We start from the raw sequence: 25,559 nt of genomic DNA on the forward strand, positions 1-25,559 counted from the left end.
TTTGTTGTTTGATCGACAACCGATGCTGTTTCAAAACCTGAGCGAACTCAAACTTGTCGCCTTAAACCTCTCATCTCGCCGGCATCCGGCCTGGAATCGGCCAAAGGCTGGACTTGAGACTCGGACATTATAGCTGTCTCACTGCGTTAGAGCGAGCTTAGCCTGTCACGTACGGTTGAAGGCGTGCATTGTCCTAGACGCAGAACAGAGCCCGATGGTCACATAATTCATGAGGCTTTCCATTTTTAGCCGGGCGACGCCCGAAGTTTAGAGGCATAACGGCGCCTCAAAGCCTGACTATTTTTCCTTCGTGTTCAGGCATGCCAAGCTTGCGGGTGACGTTGCGTGTGTCGACTATCAGCGGCGCGAGCCTCACCACTTGCGCGTAGTCGACATCGGAATGGTCGGTCACGATCACGGCGCAGTCGCAGCCTGACAGCGCTTCGTCGGTTAGCGCGACGCTGGAGAGCGAGCCCCTTCCGTCCAGGGACATCTCATCAATGAAAGGATCGTGATAACTGATCTCGGCGCCTTTGCGAAGCAACTGGTCGACTATTCCCAGCGCAGGCGACTCGCGAACATCGTTGATGTCGCGCTTGTAAGCGACACCCAGAACGAGAATGCGCGAGCCCTTCACCGCCTTGCCGTGATTGTTCAAGCCGTCTTGCACGAGCTGCACAACGTGACCGGGCATATGCGAATTCACTTCTTCTGCGAGCCCGATAAATCTCGCCTCGAACCCGTGCAGCCGCGCCTTCCACGACAGATAGTGCGGGTCGAGTGGAATGCAGTGGCCGCCTATGCCGGGACCGGGATAGAAGGCCATGAACCCGAACGGCTTTGTCGCCGCCGCCTCGATCACTTCCCAGGAGTCTATCCCGATGTGATAGCAGAGCTGCGCCATCTCATTTACCAGTCCGATGTTGACCGAGCGATAGGTGTTCTCGAGCAGCTTCGCGGTTTCGGCGACCCGCGCGCTTGAAACCTTGTGCACTTCGTCAACGATCGTCGAATACAGAGCGGCCGCGATGTCAGTGGACGAGGCCGAAACTCCGCCGACGACTTTGGGTATGTTGTTGGTTTGATACTGCTGGTTACCGGGATCGACGCGCTCGGGCGAGAATGCGAGGTAAAAATCCTTGTCGAGGCTAAGCCCTGTCGCTTCGAGCATCGGCAGCACTACTTCGTCCGTGGTGCCCGGATAGGTTGTAGATTCCAGCACCACGAGCTGCGGCGAATGCAGATACGTTTTGACCTGCTCGGCGGCAGCGAGAATAAAGGAAATGTCCGGCTCCTTCGTTTTGCGCAGAGGAGTCGGCACGCAAATGATCACCGCATCGGCTTCGGCCAGATGCGAGAAGTCGGTCGCCGCCGAAAGCTTGCCGCGCTCGACAAGAGCCGCGACCATCTCGGTCGGCACGTCGGGAATGTATGAGCGGCCATTGTTGATCGAGTCGACGCGCGACTGGTCCAGATCGAATCCGATTACCTTCAATCCGCCGCGCGCGAACTCGACCGCGAGCGGCAGTCCCACATAGCCGAGCCCAATCACGCCCACGATGGCGCGACGCTCGTTTAGTTTGTTCAGAATCTCCTCACTCATTCGTTGGAACCCCATTGTTGCGATTGATTTTGATTCACATTAGTAAGAGGCAGGGCGCAATCGTTATGAAACTACGCCTCAGCCGTCGCGTCAAGACAATAGTGCCTTAATCCTGCTGTCACGCCCCCTCACGCGTTAGATAGCGGCGAGCAATTCGTCGCGGGTAACCGCTGCCGTCCCCACCTTACCCACAACCACGCCTGCAGCATGGTTGGCGAGCATGGCAGCTTCCTCAAGCGAAGCGCCGCTGGCAAGCGCAAGCGCGAGCGTGGCGATGACCGTGTCGCCGGCGCCGGTTACGTCGTAGACCTCACGCGCTACCGTGGGGATGTGCGTGACTTCGGCGCCATCCGTGCCGCCGCCGGTGAACAGCGTCATTCCTTCTTCTCCGCGGGTGATCAGTACGGCGCGAGTGTCGATCGAGCCGAGCAGCTTGCGGCCGGCTTCGGCCAGACTGTGTTTGTCATCGATCGGGACCCCGGACGCGTCTGCCGCTTCCTGATTGTTGGGCGTGATGACTGTGACCGGTTGATAGTGAACGAAGCTGCGCATCTTCGGATCGAGACAAACGATCAACCCTCGTTCTCGCGTAGCCGCGAGCGCGAGAGAAAGCAGGCCCGGCGTCAAAAGACCTTTTCCATAGTCAGAGACAACAACGGCATCGGCCGTATCGATCTCACTGCGAAAGGCCTCGATCACGCTATCTCGTACCTCCTCACTAATCGGCGCTCGGCTCTCCCGGTCGGCCCTCACGACTTGCTGACTATGAGCAATGATGCGAGTCTTGACGGTCGTCGGCCGGGTCGTATCGACCACGACTCTGTGGGTGCTGACAGCCAGCTCGAGAAAAGCCTGGCGAAGCCGCTCGGCGTCAGCGTCATCGCCGACCACGCCGATCGGTGTGGGGCTTGCACCGAGCGCGACCAGATTCGAAACGACGTTTCCGGCGCCGCCCAGCGCAAGTGTTTGCCGATCCACCTCAACAACCGGGACGGGCGCCTCCGGCGAGATTCGGCGCACGCGGCCCCATATGAACTCGTCGAGCATCACGTCGCCCAACACGATGATGCGCTTGCCATCAAAGCCGGCGGTCAGTGTACCTGCGCGTTCCCGACTAAGTTTGCTCATAAGGTTTCAGGAAGCGGCGCGGGTCGCAGCGGACTGGAGCACCTCGTCCACGGCCGCGATCACCTCGCTCACTCTAACCGTATCGATCGAGCCGCGGACGTTGCTGTCGGCAGTACCTCGCTCGCCGCCGAGGACTCGATAAGCCGCTCCGGTCCAGGGATGCCACACGTCTGGATTTGAAGACCCGAACACCGCCACAACGGGACACTCGAGAGCTGCCGCGATGTGCATAGGCCCGCTGTCGTTGCCCACGAACAAGCGAGCTGTTTCGAGCAACGCGACCAGCTCTTTCAAGCCGAGTCCGGCAAGCACGGTGGTCTTGGCGTTTGCTGCCGAAGCGACTTCTCGCGCGAGCCTCTCTTGACCTGGCCCAGCTACGACGACGCTCGGCAGGCTCCAACGCTCGGTCAAATGGTCTGCCACCCTGGCGAATCCCTCGGCGGTCCACATCTTGGATTCAAAAGCTGCTCCGGGTACTATGCAAGCGAAGCCGCCGCCGCCAGCTCCATTCCAACCTGCGTCGCACGCCGCCTGGAGTCTCTCTCTTACCCTAGCCCGGGCATCGGGTGACACGACCAGGCTCGAACGCGGTTGCGATGCCGGCCATGGCACACCCGACCATTTCAACAACGCCAGTTGCTGCTCGCTGCTGTGTATTCGCGAGCGTTCCAGCACGACGCCGGGGGACGGAGTGCGATCGGTCAGCAGCCACGATAGGGGCAGGCCTCGATAGCCGATGGAATGTTTCGCTCCCGAAAGTCGAGCGAGAATCGCGCTCGTCGAGCCGCCATGCATGTTGAACGCGACGTCGAAACGCGCTCGTCGCAACCTGGCAATCACCGACACGCGTGAGGCGACCGACTTTCGTGCGATTATGAGCTTATCGACTAGCGGGTGATCTTCGAGGAGGGGCGCAGCTAATGGTTCCAACATTACGGCGATCTCCAGGTTCGGCCGCCACTCTTTGAGCGCCGTAAGGCAGGGAGTCATGAGAACGGTGTCGCCGATTGACCGCAGGCGAATGAGCAGAACGCTTTGAACTCGCGACCAATCGACGGGCGTGTCCGCGGCGTTCGGGGAACTGCTTGCTTCACTCTTCAATCACTGCCTCGTCTACGAGCATCACCGGAATATCGTCGCGGATGGGATACACGCGTTTGCACTTGGCGCACTTCAGAGCGCTCGCGTCAGGCTTCAGTTCGACTTTCACCTTGCAGACCGGGCACGCAAGGATTTCGAGAAGTCTCTCGCTTACCGGCATCTGGCGCCTCCTTTGAGTTGAGGCGTCAAGTCTAACACCCGGATTCTGAGAGCGTCAATTTTTGGCACGCCGCTGCTTCATTGCTTTGGTGCGATCTCCACTGCCGAGCGCGGTTAGACTCACCCCCGAACCTCCCGGGGCTGCCCCGCTCAAAAGATGGACAGGATAAGATTGTAGTCAACCAGGGTACTGGTTTAGAATAGGGCCGCCTTTCAATGGGTTTTTGAACTGGCCATCCTCAAACTAATATCGACTAAGCAGGAGTTTCATTATGTCGAAGACCCGCAAACAAGGTTTGAGTCATTACGTCGACCGGGTGATGAAGGAGAAGCACCTTTCGCGGCGCGATGTGAAGCTGAGATCCGGCGGAGAGATAACCGATAGCTACGTGAGCGGAATCATAAGCGGCACTGCAAAGAACCTGAGCGTCGAGAAGCTCAAGGCTTTGGCGCGCGGGCTCCGAGTGCGCGAGCTGGAGCTGATTCGCGTGGCGTTCGGACTATCGGACGAACGCGAAGCTCATCGAAGCGTGGACCTGTCGCACAACCTTGTACTTGTGGACATTACAAAGAAAACGGTCATTAGCAACGACGTGGCCGAAATCGTTCAAGAGGTGGTCAAGTTGTCACCAGCCGACCGCGCTATCGTGCTTCAGTATATCAAGAGATTGGGGAAGCCGGAGCGGAGGGCGCAGCGAAAGGGCCGGTCAGTCTAGCTTCTCGTTTCGACCCTGCAAAACTATTTGTTCCACAGCTTCTAGAATCCTGTCTATCGTCACATCATCCGTTCCATCTTGCGTTCCATCTTGCGTTTCATCTTGAGAAAATCAGGTCCATGAGCCTGATCCCGACTACGCGGTCAAGATTTTCCGCAGCGCCTCGTGGGCGTAGGGAATCACAACCTCGGCGATCAACATCCCTTCTTTCTTGATCGAGGCCACTCCCGCAGCGACCGCTGTCCGCACGGCCCCCACTTCACCGGTCAAAACCACAAGGCCTTTCCCGCCGGGTTGGTTCCGAGCCTCGATCAGCTTGATGTTCGCCGACTTCACCGCGGCGTCTCCCGCGTAAATCGCCGAGGCCACCTCTTTCGTCTCGATGATGCCGATGGCCTCGATGTGCTCGACCTTCACACGGCCTCTTATCGCGGGGAAGAGCTCGCTGTGAACGTTCGGAATAATGAAGTGGTCCAGGACCGTTCCGGCGGCGGTTTGAAGACCGGCTCGCAGCGACGATTCGACATCGGCCACGTTCCCGCCGATCATTATCAGGTACTTTCCGCGCGGGATTATCGTGGTCATCAGAAGCTCAACGTCAGCCATCTTCATCATCGCATCGGTGGCTTGGATGCCCTTGGCAATCGAGCCAGTCTCGAGGAAGCCGATACAATGATGCGGGTCAGTCAGGTCGCTTGCGCTCATCGATTCTTCTCCTGTTACTTGTTCTGGCCGGCGACAACTCCGACGTTGGCGATTGTTGCGCCTTTGGTCATCGACGGCACGGCGCAGATGTATAGGACAACTCCGGCCGCCGGCGCGCGGGCTTCGAAAATCGTCTTGCCGACATAGTCGGTGACGTAGCCGACCTTCATCCCTTGCTCGACATAGGTACCGCGCTTCACCAGCGGGTAGAAAATCCCGGTCTGCTCGCTCGCAATCGTCGCGATTTTTTCGATCCACACAGGACGCTCAATCGGAGCGGGCACGCCCGGAAGCATCTTCAGGTAGCGCATCACGCTCAAGCATCCGTCGACCAGCGCGGCAAGGTCCTCCGGCTCAACCGTCCCGGCGTATCCGGCTTCAACGGTGATCGAAGGTTTACCTCGAGTGGTTGCGGTGTTCTCGAGATACCTCGAAGCATTCGGGTCCTTCGGCCGATCGGTTGAAATAATGATGTGATCTAGCCCGAACGCAAGAACCATTTCGCGCGAGATTCGATCCTGATTCTCGTTGCCGGTCCTGGTCCAGTAGCTGTACGGCCGCAGACTCTCGTCGAGATCGCCGCCGTGCAGATCGATCAAATGATCGCACTGCTCGACTACCTGTTTAGTGATCAGGTAGGAAGCGCGATCCGTCTGCGTGCCGTCCATCTTGCCGGGATACATCCGGTTCATGCTCTTGCCGTCAACCGGATTGACGTGCGGGACTTTCTGCTCGAAGGATGGGATGTTGACCAGGGGCACGATGATTACGGTGCCGGATATCTCGGCGGCATCGAGCAGGCCGATCAGTTTCTCGAGCGCGATGATCGACGCGTATTCGGTCCCGTGCGCGCCCGAGACGAGCGCAATCACTGGTCCGGGTTTAGCTCCGTGAACAACGGCGACTGGGATGCTGGTAGCCGCGTCAACTCCGCGCGGAACTTCGATGAGGCCGGTAGCTTTCTGACCGCGCGTGGCAGTCGCGGTGCCGACACTGAACGTCGTTCGATCCTGAGCGGCGGCGACGCCGCTCAGGGTGAGGATGGCTAAGACTGAAGCGATGATTGCGCGTTGCATATTGAACCTCCAGATGCGAGCCGCTAAAAACCTAGTCGCGACTCAACCCCAAGGCGGCGAGAGTATCGCGAAATGAGGCTCATTGCAACGAAACGAAGTGAGATTGTCAAAGCTCTTTGGAACTGCCTCAGGCAAGGTCTTATTTGGACTGCGCCGCCTTTTCGTCAACCAAGGAGTTGGTCAGGCAGTGGCGGCGCTTTGGCCCAGGGGGAGTGAGCAACCGCGTGTTGGCAGAGTGTTTGCCAAAAGCGCCGCCACTGCCTGAGACACTCCTTGGTTGACGAAGAGGCGGCGCAGTCCAAATAAGCCGCTGCCTGACATACTCGATGATCAAAGGAACAGGCGGCCCAGTCCGAGCAAGCCAACAAGTAAGCCAACGCCATTGACATCACTCCACAGAACGAGTAGGTTCACGTCACAGTGACCGCGCCCTGGTGGTCAGGTCGCTAACTTTCGTCGCTGAGAGGGCCTGCTCTATGGATAGCGAAGACACTTCCCGGCGTTTGTTTCTGATCAAGTCGCTCACAGGGGTAAGCTCAGCGTGGCTCGCGTTGCGGCTTCCGGAGATCGTCGCCGCTCAGGAGCACGCTCATCGCGCGATGCAGTCAGCAGCGCCGGTCAAGTTCGAATTTCTCTCCGCCGAACAAGCCGCCGAGGTGGAAGCCGTCGCTGCACAGATCATCCCGACTGATGACTCACCCGGCGCTCGCGAAGCGCGCGTGATCTACTTCATCGACCGCGCGTTGACGACCTTCGACAAGGACAAACAGAGCCAATACGTCAAAGGTCTGAAAGAGCTTCAGTCGAAGCAGAAGAAGATGTTCAAGAACTCGGCGAAGTTTTCCGACCTGAACTCGGAACAACAAATCAAGGTGCTGAAAGCTTTCGAGAAGAATGAGTTCTTCGAGACGGTTCGCATGCACACGATAGTGGGCTTCTTCGCGGATCCGTCGTACGGCGGCAACTACGACAAGGTCGGCTGGAAACTGATTGGATTCAAAGACGACTTCTACTTCAAACCGCCGTTCGGTTACTACGATCGTGAGTACAAAGAAGCGCAGTGACCGGCGACGGGGAGACAGGGCGACGGCACGAGTAAAGTTCCGTTTTCTGCCGACGTGATTATGAGCGCGCAACAACCTAAGTTTGAAACGCAGACGCAGGTGGACTTCGTCGTTATCGGCGCGGGCGCGGCGGGCGGAATCATTGCCAAGGAGTTGTCCACCGCCGGATTTCAAGTCGTAGTTCTCGAGCAAGGGCCGTACTTGAAGGAGAAGGACTTCGATCACGACGAGATAAAACACTTTTGGCAGGCGGCGCTGATAAACGACTGGAAGAAGCAACCCAATAGTTTTCGCAAGACTCCGAAAGCGAAAGCCACGGTTCAACCGGCAGTCATGTACGGCCGAATGGTGGGCGGGGGCACGGCGCACTTCACGGCGAACTACTGGCGGTTTCACGAAATCGACTTCGTAGAGCGAAGCAAGCTTGGAACGATCTCGGGCACGGGCTTCGATGATTGGCCGATTACTTACGCCGAGCTCGAGCCTTATTACACCAAAGCCGAGTGGGAACTCGGAATCTCGGGGCAGCCGGGGCCGTTCGACCCGCCGCGCTCGAAACCCTACCCGCTGCCGCCGCTGCCAATAAAGTCCGCGGGAGCGCTTCTGGCAAACGGCGCTCGCAAGCTGGGCTGGCACCCGCAACCCGCGCCAATGGCGATCCTCTCCCAGCCTTATCGCGGACGAAGCGCGTGTTCGCATTGCGGCTTCTGTGAGGGCTATGGCTGCGAGATAAAAGCGAAGTCGAGCACGCTTGCGACAGTCATCCCCGAAGCGGAAAAGACCGGCCGTTGCGAGATCCGCTCGGGTAGCTACGTGCGCAAGATCGAGACCGATAACGCGGGCCGCGTGACCGGCGTGATTTACTTCGATGAGAAGAAGACCGAGATTTTCCAGCGAGCCAAAGCTGTAGTGTTGTGCGCTAACGGAGCCGAGACGGCGAGGCTGCTTCTGATTTCCAAGTCGAATCTCTTTCCAAACGGCCTCGCCAATTCGAGTGGAGTTGTCGGCAAGTATCTGATGTTCAACGGAGGCGGCTTCGCGACTGGAGTCTTCGAGCACGAGCTTAATGAATTCAAAAGCGTGGCGGTGACGCGAATAATACACGACTTTTACGATTCGGACCCGAAGCGCGGGTTTTATGGCGGCGGCGGGCTCGATGCCCGATTCGATGTCTACCCGATCGGCTACGCGCTTGGAGCGTTGCCGCGCGAAACTCCGCGCTGGGGCGCGGATTATAAGAAGGCTCTCAAGCAGTATTACACGCGATCGATGTTCACATTCGGGCACACGACTTCGCTGCCGGTTGAACGCAATAGCATTTCGCTCGATCCGGAGGCGAAAGACTCGTGGGGTCTGCCGGCGATGCGAGTGACGTACAAGGATCACCCCGACGATCTCAAGATCATGAAGTTCTTTTCAGACCGCGGCATGGAGTTGCTCGACGCCGCCGGCGCGACGAAGAGGTGGGCGGGGCCCGTTGAGGAGTCGACCTTCGGGGTTCACCTGCTGGGGACTTGCCGAATGGGAAATGATCCAAAGAGATCAGTGGTGAACAAGTATCACCGCGCTCACGATCTGGCGAATCTTTTCATCTGCGATGGGAGCAGCTTCGTGACATCGGGACGCGGTCAGCCTACGTGCACGATACAAGCGCTCGCGTATCGCGCTTCTGATCACATCATTCGAATGGCTAAGAATGGAGAGATTAAAAGCGCTTAAGGAACTCGCCACAAAGACGCGAAGGCACAAAGAGCCACTAACCCATCGGATGCCGGCGAGCGTAACGGTACGCAGTGAAAGCCGAGATGATGTGGCACACCCAGCCGAACCATCCGCCTGTCCCAATCCAGATTCCCGGCGTGACGATCAGCCAGAAGATTCCGCGAAGGATCTTGCCGTTGTAGATCTGCCCTATCCCTGGGATGAAGAAGCTCAAAACCGCCGCTATGCCCGGGTCTCTCATGTTTCCCCCGACTGTCGTACGAAGCATGGCAGGTGAAAGGTTCGCTGAGTTGCGTAGGGCTACACTTGTGGTCTTGTTCTGTCAGTATTGACTTCAGCTTCGGAAACAGCCGGCAGAGTCCTATCTTGGATCCAATTAGGACACCGCCGTAATCTTCCCTGATTGCGTCAAGTGGTCCTAAACCCTAGTCTGCGTGCGCGGGGGTGCAACAGAAACTTGCATTCGATCCTCAAACCTCCTGCGTACTAATGCATGGTGGGGTGGGAAGGAACAATCACATTGGATAAGGCGACGGCAGCCCGGCTTGATGACACGCTGGAAAGCTCGGCGCTTGGCGACGAGTTGGCTTTCGAGCAGATCGTTCGCCAGCACCAGGGAATGGTCTTCGGCCTGGCCTGTCACTTTCTGCGAGACCGGTCGCTGGCTGAGGAGCTAGCTCAGGAGGTTTTTATGAATCTGCACCAGAACCTCCACTCAATAAAGTCGCCGGAACACCTCACGTTCTGGTTACGCAAGGTTACCAGCCATCGCTGCATCGACCAGGCTCGGCGGCAGAAGGTCAGGCCTCAGGTCAGCCTCGATGATGTGCCGGAACCGGTGGCCAAGTCTGCTGAGAACGATCTTTTTCTTTCGGAGATGCTTCGGCGAGTGGTAGACACGCTGTCCGAGAAAGCGCGATTAGTGGTGATACTTCGCTACCAGGAAGACCTCGATCCGGTGGAAATCGCCAAAGTGCTGGATATGCCGCTCAACACAGTGAAGAGCCATCTGCGGCGCTCGCTGTCGATTCTGAGAGACAAGTTGAGCCGCACGTTGGGGGAGATAACGATATGAGCCGTCTTGATGATGAATTGAGAAATGCCTTCAGACGCGAGCCGCCGCCGGCTGATTTCACGGAACACCTTCTCCGGCGAGTTGCTCAGCAGCCCGCTCCTAAGCCGGCCTGGTGGCAGAGGCTCGCGATGCTGCTCGATCCACCGAAGCTGAGATGGGTCGCGATCGGTGTCACCGCGTCGTTGTTGTTGGCAGTAGGCGCGGCACAATACCGCAAGCTTCATCAAGTCGTGGTCAACGATGACGGCAAGGTCGCGAAAAATTTCCCCGCCGCCGCGGAAGCCAACAAGAGTCCGGAGCACGCGGCGCAGCCGCCGGTCAATGATCGTTCTCAATCGAAGGCGACTAGTTCCGATCCGGCTTCGAAACCGCGACGCAGCGGCGTCGCCTCTTCAACGAATCATCGGCTCACCCTGGCTCGATTGCAGAGGGAGCGAGAGCTGAGAGCTGAAGGTGAAGCCGCCAAGGAGAAGCTAATGCTGGCGCTCCACATAGCCAGCAGCGCTCTCAACGACGCGCAGAAGGCGATTCACGATGACAGCCCCAAGCCTTAGCTGAAAAGAAATCTTGCAGTACCCACGGAGGACTTATGAAATTGCTTATAACCAAATCAGTGAGAGCGATCGCGCTTTGCTCGGCGCTCGCGGTTCTGGCGGCGGCGCCAGCCTACGCGCAAGACCCGGCAAAGGTAGACATGAGCCACCTCGACAAGTTCGCCGAGCGTGCGGATAAGGTCATTAACGTGACGGTGGACGAACAACTCTTGCGCCTGGCCGCTTCCTTTCTCAACGAGAAGCGATCACCTGATGAGGCGAAAATCAAAGAACTCATTCTTGGCTTGAAAGGCGTCTTCGTTAAACGGTTCGAGTTCGAAAAGGACAACGAATACACGATGGCCGATGTCGATTCGATTCGGACGCAGTTAAACGCGCCGGGATGGTCACACGTTGCCAATGTGCGCAGCAAACGCGAAGGCAACTACGACGTCGTTATCATGAGCGAGGGCAGCATCATCAGAGGGCTCGCCGTGCTGGCTGCAGAACCGAAGGCCTTCACTGTCGTCAACATCGTCGGCCCGATCGATCTTGCGAAGCTTTCGGAACTCGAAGGCAAGTTCGGCATTCCGCACTTCGGGCTGGAGCAGATACCGGGCATGACAGTCACAGACAAGAAGAAGGACAAGAAACCGGAACCGGACAACCCGGAACAGCAGACCACGGATGCTGCAAAACGTCCCGAGAAGAAACCGCCAACGCTCGTACGCGGCGAAAAGCCTCCAACGGAGTAACCAGCCATGACTACATCAAAGAGACTCTTCACTCGATTCTCGATCACGATCATGCTGGTGTCGCTCGTGCCGGGGATTGCGTTAGCCGGCGATGAGAGCTTCAACTCGGTGGTCAAACACATCAAGACGAATTACCACGCTAAGCAGCAAGGCTTCTTCGGAGCGATGATGCTTGCCAGATTCGCGGTCAAGATCATCAAGCCGGCGGGCGTCAAGAGTTTCAAGGTCGTGCTGCTGCGGGACCTCGATTATTCCGAGGCGCCCGGCCCTCAGGGCGGTGAGTTTCATTCGTTCATCAACAGCAAGATCGACCCGCGTTGGGCGCCGCTGGTGAAGTACAGCTCGCCGCGCGAACGGCAGTGGTCATACGTGTACGTGATGCGCGAAAAGGAAGACGTGAAGTTGCTAGTTGTCACGCTTCAGCAGAGAGACGCAGTTGTGCTTCAGACGAAGTTCAGTCCGGAAAAGCTGGTCGAGTTCATGAACAATCCTCAGATCATGGGCATATCGCTCAATAGCGACAACAGGTCGAAGGGTAACGCAATTGGAACCGCCGATGCCGACGAAGATGATGACGCCGGTTCGCAAAAGCAAAAGCCGGTTGTTGCAAAACCGCCGGAATGACTCATCGCCTTTGCTAGTGGAAGCGGGGTTTATCCGCGCAAATCAGCCGAATCAGTGTCATCCGTGGTCTATGCGGCGCTGGCAATGCGACTCTTGTGAACTCATAGACCACCGATGACACTGATTTGACGGATTCTCACGGATTCAGTGGCTTATTCGACTACGGCGAGTACCTGATTAGCGTTGACGGTCGCTCCTTCAACGACGCGAACCTCCACAACGCGGCCCGACTTTGGTGACTTGATTTCGTTTTGCATCTTCATCGCTTCGACTACTATGACACCTTGACCCATCGCTACTTCATCGCCCGCGGCAAGCAGCACCCGGACAACTTTTCCGGGCATGGGCGCGACCAGGCTTTGCCGGCCTTCGATTCCGTGCTCGATGGCCGGGCGACGGTGCTTTCTGTCTATGATGGTTGTCGAAAAGAAATGGCCGGCGAGCTCCACACGAAGCGAGTTGGGCTCGATCGCCCACACGTTCGCCTCGTAGACTCGGTCCCCGGCTAGAAATGTATACACGCCTTCTTCGGGAGAGAGGACTTCCAGGTCGTATTTGCGGGGGCCGACGCGAGCCTGGACGCGTCCGTTGCGCTGTTCAAGCTCGACACTAACTTCGCGGCCGTGGATTTCTACTTCGTATTTCATATCGACGTGGCAAGCGTTATTAGCCTGTATGGCGTTTCCTTAACTCGTGAACGCATACAGACTAAAGTCCGTGCTACCTCCTCTGCGCGACGCGGCGGGAGAGCTTCCAGCGACTCTCGATCCGAGCCGAACTCGTTGCATCGGGCAGCTTAGTGATCGATTTCGCGTGCAAGATCGATGCAATGGCGGCAATATCCGCGAGCGTCGCTTCATGTTCACCGGCTGCTTCGCGGGCGCGCAGACCGGAGCTCAGAAACCGATCGATGAATCCGGTATCAAACTCGGCACGGCGAAACTCTTCGTTCCGAACAACCGCGCGGAAGAACGGCACTGTAGTGCGTATGCCTTCGATCGTGTACTCGTTCAGAACTCGCGACAGCCGGTTGATCGCGGCCTCTCTAGTTTCGGCCCACACGCAAAGCTTGGCGAGAAGCGGATCGTAGTAGATCGGCACTTCCCATCCTTGATAGCTGCCGCTGTCGTAGCGCACGCCGGGACCGGCCGGCGTCACCAGCTTTGTGATTCTCCCGGGGCTCGGCAGAAAACCATTCTCCGAATCTTCCGCATAGATGCGGCATTCGATCGCAGTTCCACGCATTACTATGTCATCCTGGTTGAAAGACAGCTTCTCTCCCGCTGCTACTCTTATTTGTTCGTGAACGAGGTCGCGGCCCGTGACCAACTCGGTCACCGGATGCTCAACCTGAAGGCGCGTGTTCATTTCGAGGAAGTAGAAGTTGCGCTCACGATCAACCAGGAACTCAATCGTTCCCGCGTTGACGTAGCCAGCCGAGCGCGCGATGGTGACGGCGGCTTCGCCCATGCGCGCCCGCAGTTGGGCGTCGACGATCGGGGAAGGGCATTCCTCGAGCACCTTCTGATGCCGCCGTTGAAGCGAACATTCGCGTTCGCCGAGGTAAACGATATTTCCGAAGCGGTCGCCGATCAGTTGAATCTCGATGTGCCGCGGCGAATCAATATACTTCTCGATGTAGAGGGAAGCGTCGTTGAAGCTCGACGCGGCCTCAGATCCGGCAAGTGAAAAAGCGCTTGCGATCTCATCGCGCGAGCGGACCACTCGCAAGCCCTTCCCTCCGCCGCCCGAAGCGGCTTTTAGGATGATGGGATAGCCAATCTCGCCGGCGAGCCGCTCGGCTTCTTCTACTGATGTAAGCGGCGAGATTGTTCCGGGCACCACGACAGCGCCTGCTGCCTGGGCGGTCCGTCTGGCGCTCGTCTTTGAGCCCATCAACTTCATCGCCGCCGCGGGCGGACCTATCAGCACGAGGCCGGCACGTTCAACCGCTTCGGCAAACTCGGCACTCTCAGACAGGAAGCCGTAGCCCGGGTGAATCGCTTCGGCGCCGGACGTCTTGGCGGCGGCGATGATCTTGTCGATGACCAGGTAGCTTTCGTTAGAAGGCGAAGCGCCGACGTGAATGGCTTGATCGGCGACGCGAACGTGCAGCGATGCGCGATCGGCGTCTGAGTAAACCGCGATCGGCGAGATGCCCATCTCGCGACACGCACGTGCTATGCGCACCGCGATTTCCCCGCGATTGGCTATCAGCAGTTTCTTAAACATTGAGGCGAAGGAGAGTCTAAACGAAAAAGGCAAAAGTGAACATGTCACCTTTGCCCTTCCAATATTCGAACATTCAGACTGGGGGAGCAGGCAGAAAATGCCTGCGCTCCCAGGTGGGTTCTTACTTCTTCACTGCTCAGCGGAGCTGTTGAACTGCCGGTTGGTTCTTAACCTCAGAGTTTGTGAAAAGTGTCCCGTCGCGCATTACTATGTCGTCGTCGGTGCCGACTACACCGTCAGGCCCGGCCGAACGCAATTCGAAATTGCGAAACTGTATCACGGTAGTCTCGATCGAACGGTCCGCGATAGCGCCGGCGTAGCTCTGATACTTGATGCTTCGGTCCCAATAGTCGGCGGGCAACGACTCGCCAATCGCCCGCTTGTACTCCTGCGCGTTGCGCGGATACGAGCCGTTAGGGTCGTTGCGTTTGTACTCTTCGAGCAGGCTCGCAACGTAGTACATTGCGCTGTTGGTTGCAGCTCGCTGCCGGAGCAAGTAGTTATCCAGTGCTTGCGGAATGTGAGCGATGCCGTAAGCGGCTAAGACCAGGCTTGCGGCGGTTGTGACAGCCAGCGTCGCGGCTGCGGTCTTGTAGCCGCCGTACCAACCGGGGTCCTGCCTGGCAAGCCGAACCGCGCGCCACGCGGACCAGATCACAAGCAACCCCGCAAGAGCCAGCCACTTGGTTGCGACCAGCGCTGCGCCGACGACCAGGATCAACAAAACCACCGACGTGAACGCCGGTCCCAGCCGTTGAACCTTGATAGGCGTTTCGTCGAGCGGCTCGCCGACAAATCGCGCCCCGCAGCCGCATTGCCGTGCCCCGCGAAGCACTAACGCTCCGCAACACGGGCAAAGCATTGCCTGGGTGCTGTTGACCTTCTTTTGAATTTCAAGTCTCGAGGTCACGTTATCCCTTCCTTACTCAGAAACCAAAATTCAGTTCTGAACGAAGTAGTCGGCCTGCACTAAGCTTTCCTTGTGCGCTTCTTCTCGCTTCACGCGAGCCGCCTCAACTGCTCGGCGGTCAGGCTCTCTCAGCTCGCGCCAGGTGTGATACACCCTGTGAACGACAGTCCAGTGTGAGAGCACCGCAAGCACCCACAGAACCTGCGGCATCTTGTGCAGGAACGGATTGTCGACCGGACCGATCTGCGTGAGCGAGCCGATGATCAGCAGCACCACCCGCTCGGGTCGTTCCAGGAAGCCCACCTTGCAGGCTATATCAAGCGACTCCGCGCGAGCGCGAGAGTAGCTGATCATCACCGATCCGACGAGTGCCAGGCCCGTCAGCGCAACCAGCAGCGTCGAATGCGCCGCCGTATCGCGCGCATAGAAAACCATTATCCCGACATAAACGATCACGTCGGAATAACGATCGATCACCGAGTCAAAGAACGCGCCGAAACTGGTGACTCGCCCGCGAAGACGGGCCACCTGTCCGTCCAACATATCAAACAAATTGGCGAGGATCATCAGCAGCCCCGCCGTGAAAAAGCTGCCGTAGCCGTACAAAACGCCGCAGCCGATGTTGATCAGCAACCCGGTGAATGTCAGCGCGTTCGGGTTTATCCGGCTGCGAGTCAGGCCGCGGGTGATCGCGTTTAGTATCCTCAGACCACCGGCCCCGATTGCTTCACTTATCATCGCAGGGCCTCCCCGTCTCGGCCGCGCCCGCCAGTTGCGAAGCGCTACTATCGCAAACGCGCAATCCCATTGTCAACCTACGCGGTGTGTAGCATTGTCGTCGACTTACGAGCGGCGATTCATATGAGCGCAGGGAGGAAAATAACCGCTCAAAGGTCGGCCGAATCGTGTATGGTCGTAAGCTTAATTATTTCGAATCGCCGTTTTCCGGCGGGTGTGGTGACCTCGACATCATCTCCTTCGCTCCTGCCCATCAGCCCGCGCCCGACAGGTGATGAAGTGGAAATCTTTTTCTGTGCGATATCCGCGTCCTCGGCCATTACCAACTTGTAGGTCACTTCGTCACCAGTGTCGACATCATAGAGCAGGACTGTCGAGCCATACCCAACGCGGTCGGTTGGAAGCCGCGAAAGGTCGATCATCGACAGATCCGAAAGACGTTTCCGCAGATTACCGATTCGCGCTCGCACGTAGTCCTGCCGATTGCGCGCAGCCGTATATTCGGCATTTTCGGAGAGATCACCCATTGCGACGGCTATCTTCAGGTCCTGTGGAATCTCGGTCCTCAGTTCCGTCTCGAGCTGTCGCAACTCATCCTGGATCTTTTGTTTGCCTTCGTCCGCCATAGTGCTTGCCTAACTGACCCCAAGATTATAGCCCAGGAGAGTTACTATACAAGAGCCGGAAGTGCGGCGGGATGTTGTGGCGGGAGGTTGCGGCGGGTCGTTGATTCGACCTCGCGACCGTTGAATCGCTTCCTGGAGATGGTAGCGGAGAAGTCGATTGGCGATTATCCGCCGCTGTTCTTGCGAAGCTCGAGCAGCACCTGCTTGGCAATTGCCTTGAGTGTATCGAACACGCCGATGCCGCGATTGGCCACGCCCTCGAACACAGGTTCGCCCTTGCGGACAAGCTCGGCGGTCAGATCCGCGGTTGAAACGATGTTGGGCAAGTCCCGTTTGTTGAGCTGAAGCACGTAAGGGACCTTCAACAGATCATACCCGTGCTGTTTGAGGTTGGCTTCGAGGTTGAATAGCGATTCCAGGTTCGCGTCCATGCGTTCGCGTTGCGAGTCCGCGACAAAGACCATTCCGTCCACGCCCTTCAAAATAAGCTTGCGGCTCGCGTCATAAAAGACCTGGCCCGGCACCGTGTATAAATGAAAGCGTGTCTTGAAGCCGCGCACTGAACCCAGATCCAGCGGGAGAAAGTCGAAGAACAAGGTGCGATCGGTTTCGGTTGCGAGGCTGATTAACTTGCCTTTCGCCTGCGCCGCCGTCGAGTCGTAGATGTACTGGAGATTGGTCGTCTTGCCGCCCAGCCCGGGCCCGTAATAGACAATCTTGCAGTTGATTTCGCGCGATGCGTAGTTGATGAACGTCAAGGCTCGTATCCCTTTATCGCTGCGCCGGGGGAGGTAGAATCCGCCCCCGGTCGTTCTCGCTCTTGCAGGGGCTCTAGTTGAACAACGCGTCGATGTCCGCTTCGGTAATCTCGGCAAACGGCGAATCGAGCGCGAGTCCCATGTCCCGGTCGCGGTCTACCTTGGCTTCGATTGCCGCAAAGATTGAGTTCATTTCCGCGGTGGCGCGCTTGACTCGCAGCCGCACCAGACCAAGGCTCGACCGCTCATCGAAAATGACGACCAGTATCACCCGCGCGGCGACGATCGAAATGTGAATGTTGTCGCGCTCGCCCTCGTGCGACAGGACCGGAAAGCCTCGCTCGCCGATCAGGTGAGCCAGTCCGTCTGTAGCCGCGACGTTGCCCGCCGTCAAGCTCGCCAGGCTGGTAGTGTCCAGGTTCAGCATTTCTCCGTGAGCGGCGATCTGCTGGCCGTTCTTGTCCACGAGAATAATAAACTTCGCGTTGGCGTCGGCGCACAGGCGGGTGATTACGCGCTTGAGCTGCTCGTACTCCTGTTCATAAAGTACGACCGGAGTCGTCATCGCTTCTCCTCAATGGTAGACCGGCGTAAGCGCAGCCACGCCAGAGTAGATGCGCCCTTTAACCACCGCGCAACGCAACTCTTTCAAAAAATCCGGAGTCTGGCATTGTGTGCAATGGAAGGGGCAGTTATGGGGTATGCCTCTTATAGCATGGCGCTAAAACCAGTTCAACACTTTCCTTGGCTTCGTTTAAGCGCGGCTCCTGGGGGGCATTTGACTGTCAGCTCGTGGGTGCGCTTCGATTCTGCTGTGGGCTCGCCTAACCGTTCGCGTGCCGATGCGGTCGCCTCTTTTCTAGTCGACAGGAGCCGGTCTATACTGGAGCTGAGTGGAGGTGAAATGACAACCAGTAATCTCACAACGGACCAGGAACACGACATCTTAGACGCGCAAAGGACTCCTGAGCAGAAGGAGGCCCTCGAGAGACTTCTGAAACTGGCTGAAGAGCAGGGTGTCAGGCCTTTGGACCTAGATGCATTACTTGCGAAAGCTGACTTTTGGCCTGAAGACGAAAGCATCGATGAATTCATAGCAACGGTGGCGGAGTGGCGCAGTGAAGGTCACGACAGGGAATTGCCTTGATACCCAGTGTAGTTGCTGACACAGACGTGCTTTCGTTCACCTTCAAGAAGGATAGCCGCGCTGAATTGTATCGCCCGCACATTGACGACAAGCTCGTAGTCGTATCCTTCATGACGATTGCTGAGCTCGACCGATGGGCGATTCATCATAACTGGGGAGCGCGAAGGCGGCGAAGCCTCGAAGTGTTTCTCCAGGACTTCCTGTTTTCCTATTGCGATCGTCCGCTTTGTCTCAAATGGGCCGAGGCGACCAATAACGCGCGGCGGAACGGGCGTCCGATAGAGACCGCAGATGCCTGGGTCGCAGCAACAGCACTCCTGCACGGAATTCCCCTTGTTACTCACAATCGTTCGCATTACCTTGGTGTTGATGGACTCACGGTGCTATCAGAAGCACCGTGACGGGAGAATCAATGGAGTCAAAGTTTCTCAAGCACGTCGATCGCGATGAGATCGTCGGGATTGTCTGCGACCTCGTTCGCCAAAACACAGTCAACCCGCCGGGCAACGAGTATCTCTGCAAGGAGATCGTTACTCGCTGCATTCAATCGCTCGGAATGGAAGTCTCTTACTACGAAAAGGAGCCGGGGCGCACAAACGTCGTCGGCCGAATCGGAAGCGGCAGCAAGTCAGTCGGATTCGTCTCGCACATGGACGTAGTCCCGCCCGGCGAGCTTGAACAGTGGAACACCCCGCCCTTCGAGCCCACGATCATCGATGGCCGCATCTACGGGCGGGGCACACTCGACGACAAGGGTTCGTTCGCCTGCGCGTACTCGGCTTGCAAGGCATTCCTGGGCGAGCATCCGAGCTTCGACGGCACCATTTATTTGATAGCCGCGGCCGACGAAGAGGTGGGGTCTGAGCTTGGTATCATCTATCTAGTGGAAGAATGCGGCCTGAAGTTCGACGTTGCGATCATTCCCGACGGAGGGAGAATGGACCTTTCGATCTACGGCGAGAAGGGAATTCTTTGGGTTGAGCTGGAAAGCCACGGCATTCAAGCACACGGCTCCACTCCCGAGCTTGGCCGCAACGCCATAGTGCCGCTCGCGGAGGCGATCGCCGAGATCAAGTCGCTCGATCTTGGCGCGAGTTACGATCACGCGTTTGATGGTTGGACGATGAACGTCGGGACGATTCAAGGCGGCTCGTCGACTAACACAGTGCCTTCGATGGCGCGCGCGACCATTGATTTCCGTTTGCCGGCGGGCATCAGCAAGCAACAGGTGCTGGCGAAGATCGACGAAAAGATGTCGTCGGTACACGTTCGTTCTCCTGACGCGGATATTCGAGTGAAGGTGCTGCACGAAACGGAAGCGCATCTTTCGGATAAGAACTCGGTCATCATTCGAAGCTTTGATCAGGCGGCTCGTCGGTTGAATCTCCCAATGAAGTACGAGACCTTCGGCGGCAACACTGTTGCTAAGAACCTCTTCTTCGCGGGCATAACATCGGTTGTGCATTATCCCGGAGACGACAAGCTGGCGCATGTTCCGAATGAGTTTGTAATCATTGACGAACTGGTATTGGGCTCGGTGCTTTATGCTGAAACGCTCGAGGCTTACTTCTTTGGTTAGCACACTCTGGAGACGCGGAGATCACAGGGTCTTTGCAAAGGCTCTGCGCAATCTCTGCGTGCTTTGCGTCTCTGCGGTGATTCTGGCGCTGTTCGATCTGGCAGGCGCAGCCAACGCGCAGACGGTTCAACCTCCAGCCAACGACATTCGCGCCGCAATGGACGAGCGCGACTTCGAGCGCGCCGAAGCGTTAGTGCGTGAACTGCGCTCGAGTGACTCGGCCGCGTTCACTCGCAACAACTACGATTATCTTCTTGCAAGACTGCTCGAGCGGCGCGGCGCCAACAGCGAAGCTTCGGCGCTCTTCCTCGCGTTGTTGAACCGCGGCTCGATACTCAGTCAATACGCGTTGTGGCATTTGGCGCTGTTAGCCAAAGATTCCCGTGATCTGGCGCTGGAACGCCAGTACATAACGCGGCTGCTGGTGAGCTATCCGTCGAGCGCGCTTTCGTCGCGCGCGCGGGAACGCCTGATTGACAGCCACTTCGAAAGCGGAGACTACCGCGCGACTATCGCGCTGCTTAGGCCGCTCGCCTCATCCACCGGCGTGAAAGGTCGAAGCGCGATGGCGAGGCTCGGTGAAGCTTACGCAAAGATTGGAGAGGCAGATCCGGCCCGCGGTATCTTCACTCAACTGATCGGCGCGGCGCGCGACGATTACGCGCTGGCGGCGGCGATTGGGCTGGACGGGCTCGACCGCGCAGCCCGAATCAAGCCTAACGAGTTCGACGCGTTGCGCCGCGCTCGAATCTATTTGTTCAACCGTCATTGGCCGGAAGCGCGCGCGCACCTTGCGGATATCGTCGAACGGTTCCCGGAAAGCCCAAATCGCGCCGAGGCGCTTTACCAGGCCGGCTTCACCTTCTTCCGAGAGTACAACCACGTCGAAGCGATCAAATGGTTCGAGCGCGCACACTCGGAGTTTCCCGCGACGAAAGACGGCGAGAAGGGTTTCTACTATGTCGGTTCGTCTTTGCAGCAGGCGCGTCGCTATGAGGAAGCCGGCCGGCGCTACGCCGATTTCATCGGGGCTTATCCCTCGAGCGAGGTGCTCGAAGGCGCCTACCGAAACGTAGTTGATTGCTTGCGCTACGCGGGCAAGTTTGACGAAGCGATCGAGTGGTCGCGCCGCATCGTGCAGAAGTACCCTGGCCACCCGCTTGCGACCGTCGGTCTGTACAATGAGGCTAAGATAGAGCTTACCCGAGGAAACTACGACGCGGCGCTTCAGTTGATGACTCGAGTCGCCGCGCTACCGGTGACCGCGAAAGTTATTAGCGCGCCGATTCGCGGCGAGGCCGCGTTCCTGCGGATATTCACGCTGGAGAAAATGGGACGAATCGCCGAAGCGGCTCGCGCGTATCTCGCGATTCCTGACGAGCGCGACAACTACTTCGGCTATCGCGCGACCGAGCGCATGCGCGCTTTGATGGCCACCGACGAGGGACGGCGAACGATCGAGCCGATGGCTCGCGCCTATCGCGCTCAGGCGCGAGCCGCGCTTGAAGGCGGGCGATACGCGGAAGCGAAGGACGCTGCGGGTCAGGCGCTGCGATTGATCGAAGAGGAAGCGGCGAGGAAGGAGCTGCTCGGCATTTTGCGAAAGTGCTACTTGAGTCTGCCGGCTTATGCGGCGGCTTCACGGTACCGATTGATCCCGGTAGCGCGCGGATTCATCGCACAGTCAAAGCAAGGTGAAGGCGAAACTACGCATCAAACGCTGGCTTCCGAGTTTGTGTTTCTTGGCCTCTACGATGAAGGGGTGACCGAACTCGCCGATGGAGGACTGGCCGCCGGGAGCCAGATCAACAACTCGTCCCGCAACGCAGCAACCAGCCACTACACCACGCGAGCGGCGTCGATTCATGAAGCGAGCGGCGACCCGGCTTACTCGATGGCGGTCTATAGCAATCGTGGAGATCAAGCTTATCGCGCGATTGCCTTCGGTGAGTCGGCGGCAAAGGCGATACCGCAGGACTACCGTCTCGAGCTTATGCCGCGCGATCTGGTCGAGTTGATCTATCCCGCGCCGTATCGCGATTCGTTCGCTCGCTATTCTCCGGCGGCTCGTGTCGATCCCCGGCTGGTGCTATCGCTCGCCCGTCAGGAGAGCCGTTTCAATCCCTCGGTCAAGAGCGCTGCCTCCGCGCGCGGGCTGTTGCAATTCATCCCCGAGACAGCGGCGAAGCTTGCGGCGGAGGAAGGCATGAAGGACTTCGAGCTCGACGACGTGTACACGCCCGAGGTCGCGGTCCGATTGGCTGTGCGCTACGTCGCCGATTTGCTGAAGCTCTTTCCCGAAAACCCTCACGCGGTGCTGGCGGCTTACAATACCGGCGAGCTGAACGTCGAGCGATGGATCTCGCGCGCTCGTTCGAGCGACGTCGACCGGCTGGTGACTGAGATAGCGATCCCGGAAACGAAGGACTACGTCGCGAAAGTGATGAACAGCTATCGCGCTTATCTGCTTCTTTACACTCAAGACCTCAAACCACGCACTCGATAACCCCCTCGTAGTAAGACGAATAAACTCGTTACTGCGAAGAAGCTGCTAACCTTTTTCGTCTGACGTGTCTCTATATTGATGAGGCCATGAACTTGGAGAGAGAGGATGGCGAAGCTGGACGCAGAGCCGCCGGATGAAGTTCTCGTCGTGGCGGCGATACTCGGCGATCTGGATGCGTTTGATGAGCTCGCGTCGCGGTATCGCGCGGCAGTAGTGCGCGCCGCTCAGGCAGTCGTCGGGCGCGAAGACGCAGAAGATGTTGCGCAGGACGCGCTGCTGCTTGCGTTTAAGGCGCTGCCCTCGATCGAGGATCCCGCGAAGTTCGCGGCATGGCTTTCCGCCATCACTCGCCATCGAGCCCTGCGCTTCAGCAAGCGTGAACGCTCTCATCAGGCGGGACGAATCGACCTGGACGAGTTTTTGCTTGAACAAGTCCACGCGCTGGGCCATCCGCTTGTGGAAAGGCCCGAGGGAGACGACGAGTTGAAGCTCGCGCTCGAAAACATGCCGGCCGATTATGCGTTGGTGCTGCGGCTACGTTTCTTCGACGAGATGCCGCTGAAACGAATAGCTGCTTTCTTGGGCGCGCCGCTTTCGACTATCAAGTGGCGGATTCATCGCGGCAAACAATTGCTGCTCGAACAGATCAAACTTTTAAGTCAACGAGGTGAGACATGGAAAGAGACAGAGAAATAGCAAAGCTGATCAATGTGTTGCGCCGAATTGCGCGAGCAGCCAGCCACGCGGGATGGAGCCGCGACTCGGAAGCCGCTCGCTTCTGCGTGCTTCAGTACAACAAGGTGCTCGCGCGAGTGAGCGAGCTCGAGCCGGCAGTCGCGGCGCTGTTCACGCCGCTGCCCGAGTCGGCTTCGCCGGACGTTGCGCGAATCGCCGCGCACGAGCTTGCGGCATATTTCGAAGATGAGAATCCCAGAGTCGCGGCCGGCGTCGGCGTCCGTCTGCATGGCTGCGGAAGCCGTCGCGCGTGGGCAGGGCGCGTCAGAATGGGATCGTGCTGATAAGAGGTGAACCAATGGAAAGAGAAAAGGAAATAGCAAAGCTAGTTAATGTGTTGCGCCGGACCTCTCGAATGGCGCTGCAGTCGGAATGGACGGGAGGCACTCAGGACGTTGCGGCGTTCTGTGTCGATCAGTACAACCGAGTGCTGGCTCGATTGAAAGAGATCGATCCCGGCGTAGGCGCAGTGTTCGATCCGCTCCCGGCGGGCAGTTCACTGACAGTTGCGGCGATGGCATGCCGGCAACTGGCGGCTTATTACGAAGACGAAGTCGGTCACGCCGGCCGCTGGGGCGACTGGAAGGGAGTGTGGGCAAGTCCGGCCGACAAGCAAGCATTCAAAGAGTTCTGGAGCAAGTCGGCTCGCGACATCGAGGACCTGGGCGAGCACATTCGGGAAACCATCGAGGATTGGGTCAGTCAGGGCAAGGCTCGTGGAAAGCAGGAAGAGAACCGCGAACGCAAAACTGCGCCAATCGATCCGAATGAGACGAAGCCGCAGTGAGGACCGATTAACGGCGAGGACGTAGTTCGGTCTGGTGAACCTTGACTCCCGCGTAGAGGCGACGGTGGCGCGCGCTGCGGCGCGCGCCATTGATCTCCACCCACACCGCAATCAATGCTTCGCAGTCCGCACGTCTCGACACCTCTCAAATCCTCCACTGTTAGATTTTTCTGTATATCAGCTTGACGTTCTACCCGGCTAGATGATAATAATTCTCAAGTGATAATCCCCCGCAACAAAATGCCAAGCCGCCATACGAATGAAGTGGATGGCTGGTGTTCAGAATTCGAGAAGCTTTGCCGTTCCCGGGGCATTCGAGTCACGGCTCAACGTTTGGCTGTGTATCGAGCACTGGCTGAGGACCTCGCCCATCCCACGGCAGAATCGGTTTACAGCCGCTTGAGCAAGCAACTGCCGGGTTTATCTCAGGCGACCATCTATCGCACGCTGCTGTTTCTGGAGACCGAAAACCTCATTCGAAGAGTAAGTTCCCCGGGATCAATTGGACGCTTCGATGCGAACGTCGATCCTCATCAGCATCTGGTTTGCCGTGTGTGCGGCACTCTCGAAGATATCTCGGTTCCCGAACTGCATTCGGCGGTGCTGCCTAAAATATCCGGCTTCACGGTTGAGGAGCTCGACATTCGCCTGGTCGGGCGTTGCGAGGAATGCTCCCGCTCGAAGTCCTCGAAGGTAAAGACGCAGCGGAGCCGTAAAGCGGCAGCTCGCCAAAAGTGACATCATCTCTCTAAAGGAAAAGAAAGGAAACTAAAATGGCTGAACTAAAAGGAAGCAAGACGCACCAAAATCTCAAGGACGCTTTTGCCGGCGAATCGATGGCGAACCGCCGGTATCTCTACTTTGCCAAGGTTGCCGATGTGGAAGGGTATCCGGAGATCGCGGGTAACTTTCGTGATACCGCTGAGGGCGAGACCGGGCACGCGCACGGGCATCTGGACTACTTGAAGAAGGTCGGTGATCCCGCTACCGATCTGCCGTTCGGCGATACATCGCTTAACCTCAAGTCCGCTGTGCACGGCGAGACTCACGAGTACACGGATATGTATCCGGGTATGGCGAAGGCCGCGCGCGACGAAGGATTCGCCGAGATAGCCGACTGGTTCGAGACGCTTGCGAAAGCCGAAAAGTCTCACGCCGGGCGCTTCAGCAACCTGCTTAACACGATCAGCTAGCTTCAGTTCAGAGTTCAAGCTTTAGCTTGCGGTCGCGTGATTCGCGGACAGCAAGTTGAAGCTTGGACTCGGAAGTTTCAGTTCACA

At 57.9% G+C, this 25,559-nt stretch carries 30 protein-coding genes; 16 read left to right on the forward strand and 14 right to left on the reverse strand.

The window, feature by feature from the left end; translation table 11 throughout:
* Positions 1 to 286 precede the first annotated feature (286 nt).
* The 4 genes from AABO57_04935 to AABO57_04950 all read right to left on the reverse strand — a co-directional run bounded on the left by AABO57_04935 (position 287) and on the right by AABO57_04950 (position 3,992).
* On the reverse strand, positions 287 to 1,603 hold the full coding sequence (locus tag AABO57_04935; GenBank protein MEK6285065.1) for a nucleotide sugar dehydrogenase: 1,317 nt from the start codon (positions 1,601 to 1,603) through the stop codon (positions 287 to 289).
* A gap of 135 nt (positions 1,604 to 1,738) precedes the next feature.
* The gene (gene rfaE1, locus AABO57_04940) at positions 1,739 to 2,731 is read right to left on the reverse strand and encodes a D-glycero-beta-D-manno-heptose-7-phosphate kinase (protein ID MEK6285066.1); all 993 of its coding nucleotides are present in this window, start codon (positions 2,729 to 2,731) and stop codon (positions 1,739 to 1,741) included.
* Positions 2,732 to 2,737: 6 nt separating this feature from the next.
* Positions 2,738 to 3,832, reverse strand: a complete 1,095-nt coding sequence (locus tag AABO57_04945) for a glycosyltransferase family 9 protein (protein MEK6285067.1) — start codon at positions 3,830 to 3,832, stop codon at positions 2,738 to 2,740.
* Positions 3,822 to 3,992, reverse strand: a complete 171-nt coding sequence (locus tag AABO57_04950; GenBank protein MEK6285068.1) for a Trm112 family protein — start codon at positions 3,990 to 3,992, stop codon at positions 3,822 to 3,824. Before AABO57_04950 ends, AABO57_04945 begins: the two co-directional genes overlap by 11 nt.
* Positions 3,993 to 4,263: 271 nt before the next feature.
* On the opposite strand from AABO57_04950, the gene AABO57_04955 reads away from it, so the two are divergent.
* Positions 4,264 to 4,707 (forward strand): helix-turn-helix domain-containing protein, encoded by a 444-nt coding sequence (locus AABO57_04955; protein ID MEK6285069.1) that lies wholly within the window; start codon positions 4,264 to 4,266, stop codon positions 4,705 to 4,707.
* Between the two features lie 135 nt (positions 4,708 to 4,842).
* On the opposite strand, the gene AABO57_04960 is transcribed toward AABO57_04955, so the two are convergent.
* Together AABO57_04960 and AABO57_04965 are read right to left on the reverse strand one after the other, a co-directional pair.
* Positions 4,843 to 5,412, reverse strand: a complete 570-nt coding sequence (locus AABO57_04960; GenBank protein MEK6285070.1) for a BMC domain-containing protein — start codon at positions 5,410 to 5,412, stop codon at positions 4,843 to 4,845.
* 14 nt (positions 5,413 to 5,426) lie between these two features.
* Positions 5,427 to 6,488, reverse strand: a complete 1,062-nt coding sequence (locus AABO57_04965) for a M14 family metallopeptidase (GenBank protein MEK6285071.1) — start codon at positions 6,486 to 6,488, stop codon at positions 5,427 to 5,429.
* A 476-nt stretch (positions 6,489 to 6,964) separates the two neighbouring features.
* Between AABO57_04965 and AABO57_04970 the strand changes: the two genes are divergently transcribed.
* Positions 6,965 to 7,552 carry a gluconate 2-dehydrogenase subunit 3 family protein gene (locus tag AABO57_04970; GenBank protein ID MEK6285072.1) on the forward strand — a complete coding sequence of 196 codons (588 nt, stop codon included), beginning with the start codon at positions 6,965 to 6,967 and terminating at the stop codon, positions 7,550 to 7,552.
* 60 nt (positions 7,553 to 7,612) lie between these two features.
* Entirely contained in the window at positions 7,613 to 9,271 is a 1,659-nt protein-coding gene (locus tag AABO57_04975) for a GMC family oxidoreductase (GenBank protein MEK6285073.1), read from the forward strand.
* Positions 9,272 to 9,308: 37 nt separating this feature from the next.
* On the opposite strand, the gene AABO57_04980 is transcribed toward AABO57_04975, so the two are convergent.
* Positions 9,309 to 9,515 (reverse strand): hypothetical protein, encoded by a 207-nt coding sequence (locus AABO57_04980; protein MEK6285074.1) that lies wholly within the window; start codon positions 9,513 to 9,515, stop codon positions 9,309 to 9,311.
* Between the two features lie 279 nt (positions 9,516 to 9,794).
* Here AABO57_04980 and AABO57_04985 point away from each other — a divergent pair, with 279 nt between their 5' ends.
* Genes AABO57_04985 through AABO57_05000 form a run of 4 tightly spaced genes read left to right on the forward strand, consistent with a single transcriptional unit; the run spans position 9,795 to position 12,261 of the window.
* A complete protein-coding gene (locus AABO57_04985) occupies positions 9,795 to 10,349 on the forward strand; it encodes a sigma-70 family RNA polymerase sigma factor (GenBank protein MEK6285075.1) in 555 nt (184 codons plus the stop codon).
* Positions 10,346 to 10,903: a hypothetical protein gene (locus tag AABO57_04990; GenBank protein MEK6285076.1), complete on the forward strand. Its 558-nt coding sequence runs from the start codon at positions 10,346 to 10,348 to the stop codon at positions 10,901 to 10,903. Before AABO57_04985 ends, AABO57_04990 begins: the two co-directional genes overlap by 4 nt.
* A 35-nt stretch (positions 10,904 to 10,938) precedes the next feature.
* Positions 10,939 to 11,637 (forward strand): DUF4252 domain-containing protein, encoded by a 699-nt coding sequence (locus AABO57_04995; protein MEK6285077.1) that lies wholly within the window; start codon positions 10,939 to 10,941, stop codon positions 11,635 to 11,637.
* 6 nt (positions 11,638 to 11,643) lie between these two features.
* A complete protein-coding gene (locus tag AABO57_05000; protein ID MEK6285078.1) occupies positions 11,644 to 12,261 on the forward strand; it encodes a hypothetical protein in 618 nt (205 codons plus the stop codon).
* A 152-nt stretch (positions 12,262 to 12,413) separates the two neighbouring features.
* Here AABO57_05000 and AABO57_05005 read toward each other — a convergent pair whose 3' ends face one another.
* The 7 genes from AABO57_05005 to AABO57_05035 all read right to left on the reverse strand — a co-directional run bounded on the left by AABO57_05005 (position 12,414) and on the right by AABO57_05035 (position 18,090).
* Positions 12,414 to 12,908 (reverse strand): biotin/lipoyl-containing protein, encoded by a 495-nt coding sequence (locus AABO57_05005; protein MEK6285079.1) that lies wholly within the window; start codon positions 12,906 to 12,908, stop codon positions 12,414 to 12,416.
* A 73-nt stretch (positions 12,909 to 12,981) separates the two neighbouring features.
* Positions 12,982 to 14,493, reverse strand: coding sequence for an acetyl-CoA carboxylase biotin carboxylase subunit (gene accC, locus AABO57_05010; protein MEK6285080.1), 1,512 nt, complete (start codon positions 14,491 to 14,493; stop codon positions 12,982 to 12,984).
* Between the two features lie 136 nt (positions 14,494 to 14,629).
* Positions 14,630 to 15,403, reverse strand: a complete 774-nt coding sequence (locus AABO57_05015; GenBank protein MEK6285081.1) for a hypothetical protein — start codon at positions 15,401 to 15,403, stop codon at positions 14,630 to 14,632.
* Between the two features lie 30 nt (positions 15,404 to 15,433).
* Positions 15,434 to 16,141 (reverse strand): CDP-alcohol phosphatidyltransferase family protein, encoded by a 708-nt coding sequence (locus AABO57_05020; protein ID MEK6285082.1) that lies wholly within the window; start codon positions 16,139 to 16,141, stop codon positions 15,434 to 15,436.
* Positions 16,142 to 16,290: 149 nt separating this feature from the next.
* A complete protein-coding gene (gene greA, locus AABO57_05025) occupies positions 16,291 to 16,767 on the reverse strand; it encodes a transcription elongation factor GreA (GenBank protein ID MEK6285083.1) in 477 nt (158 codons plus the stop codon).
* A gap of 164 nt (positions 16,768 to 16,931) precedes the next feature.
* Positions 16,932 to 17,525, reverse strand: a complete 594-nt coding sequence (locus AABO57_05030) for an ADP-ribosylation factor-like protein (GenBank protein ID MEK6285084.1) — start codon at positions 17,523 to 17,525, stop codon at positions 16,932 to 16,934.
* A 73-nt stretch (positions 17,526 to 17,598) separates the two neighbouring features.
* Positions 17,599 to 18,090, reverse strand: coding sequence for a roadblock/LC7 domain-containing protein (locus tag AABO57_05035; GenBank protein ID MEK6285085.1), 492 nt, complete (start codon positions 18,088 to 18,090; stop codon positions 17,599 to 17,601).
* A gap of 339 nt (positions 18,091 to 18,429) precedes the next feature.
* Here AABO57_05035 and AABO57_05040 point away from each other — a divergent pair, with 339 nt between their 5' ends.
* The 9 genes from AABO57_05040 to AABO57_05080 all read left to right on the forward strand — a co-directional run bounded on the left by AABO57_05040 (position 18,430) and on the right by AABO57_05080 (position 25,472).
* Positions 18,430 to 18,672 (forward strand): hypothetical protein, encoded by a 243-nt coding sequence (locus tag AABO57_05040; protein MEK6285086.1) that lies wholly within the window; start codon positions 18,430 to 18,432, stop codon positions 18,670 to 18,672.
* Positions 18,669 to 19,073, forward strand: a complete 405-nt coding sequence (locus tag AABO57_05045) for a PIN domain-containing protein (protein ID MEK6285087.1) — start codon at positions 18,669 to 18,671, stop codon at positions 19,071 to 19,073. Before AABO57_05040 ends, AABO57_05045 begins: the two co-directional genes overlap by 4 nt.
* 11 nt (positions 19,074 to 19,084) lie before the next feature.
* Positions 19,085 to 20,251 (forward strand): M20 family metallopeptidase, encoded by a 1,167-nt coding sequence (locus AABO57_05050; GenBank protein MEK6285088.1) that lies wholly within the window; start codon positions 19,085 to 19,087, stop codon positions 20,249 to 20,251.
* Positions 20,244 to 22,757 carry a transglycosylase SLT domain-containing protein gene (locus AABO57_05055; protein ID MEK6285089.1) on the forward strand — a complete coding sequence of 838 codons (2,514 nt, stop codon included), beginning with the start codon at positions 20,244 to 20,246 and terminating at the stop codon, positions 22,755 to 22,757. Before AABO57_05050 ends, AABO57_05055 begins: the two co-directional genes overlap by 8 nt.
* Positions 22,758 to 22,862: 105 nt before the next feature.
* Positions 22,863 to 23,453, forward strand: a complete 591-nt coding sequence (locus tag AABO57_05060; GenBank protein ID MEK6285090.1) for a sigma-70 family RNA polymerase sigma factor — start codon at positions 22,863 to 22,865, stop codon at positions 23,451 to 23,453.
* A complete protein-coding gene (locus AABO57_05065; protein ID MEK6285091.1) occupies positions 23,432 to 23,776 on the forward strand; it encodes a hypothetical protein in 345 nt (114 codons plus the stop codon). The genes AABO57_05060 and AABO57_05065 overlap by 22 nt, the downstream gene beginning before the upstream one ends.
* A 14-nt stretch (positions 23,777 to 23,790) precedes the next feature.
* Complete coding sequence (locus tag AABO57_05070) at positions 23,791 to 24,279, forward strand: hypothetical protein (protein MEK6285092.1); 489 nt, start codon at positions 23,791 to 23,793, stop codon at positions 24,277 to 24,279.
* A gap of 240 nt (positions 24,280 to 24,519) precedes the next feature.
* On the forward strand, positions 24,520 to 25,017 hold the full coding sequence (locus AABO57_05075) for a Fur family transcriptional regulator (GenBank protein ID MEK6285093.1): 498 nt from the start codon (positions 24,520 to 24,522) through the stop codon (positions 25,015 to 25,017).
* A 35-nt stretch (positions 25,018 to 25,052) separates the two neighbouring features.
* Positions 25,053 to 25,472: a rubrerythrin family protein gene (locus tag AABO57_05080; GenBank protein MEK6285094.1), complete on the forward strand. Its 420-nt coding sequence runs from the start codon at positions 25,053 to 25,055 to the stop codon at positions 25,470 to 25,472.
* Positions 25,473 to 25,559: the final 87 nt, after the last annotated feature.

The sequence above is a fragment of the Acidobacteriota bacterium genome (assembly GCA_038040445.1).
Lineage (GTDB): Bacteria > Acidobacteriota > Blastocatellia > UBA7656 > UBA7656 > Onstottus_A > Onstottus_A frigus.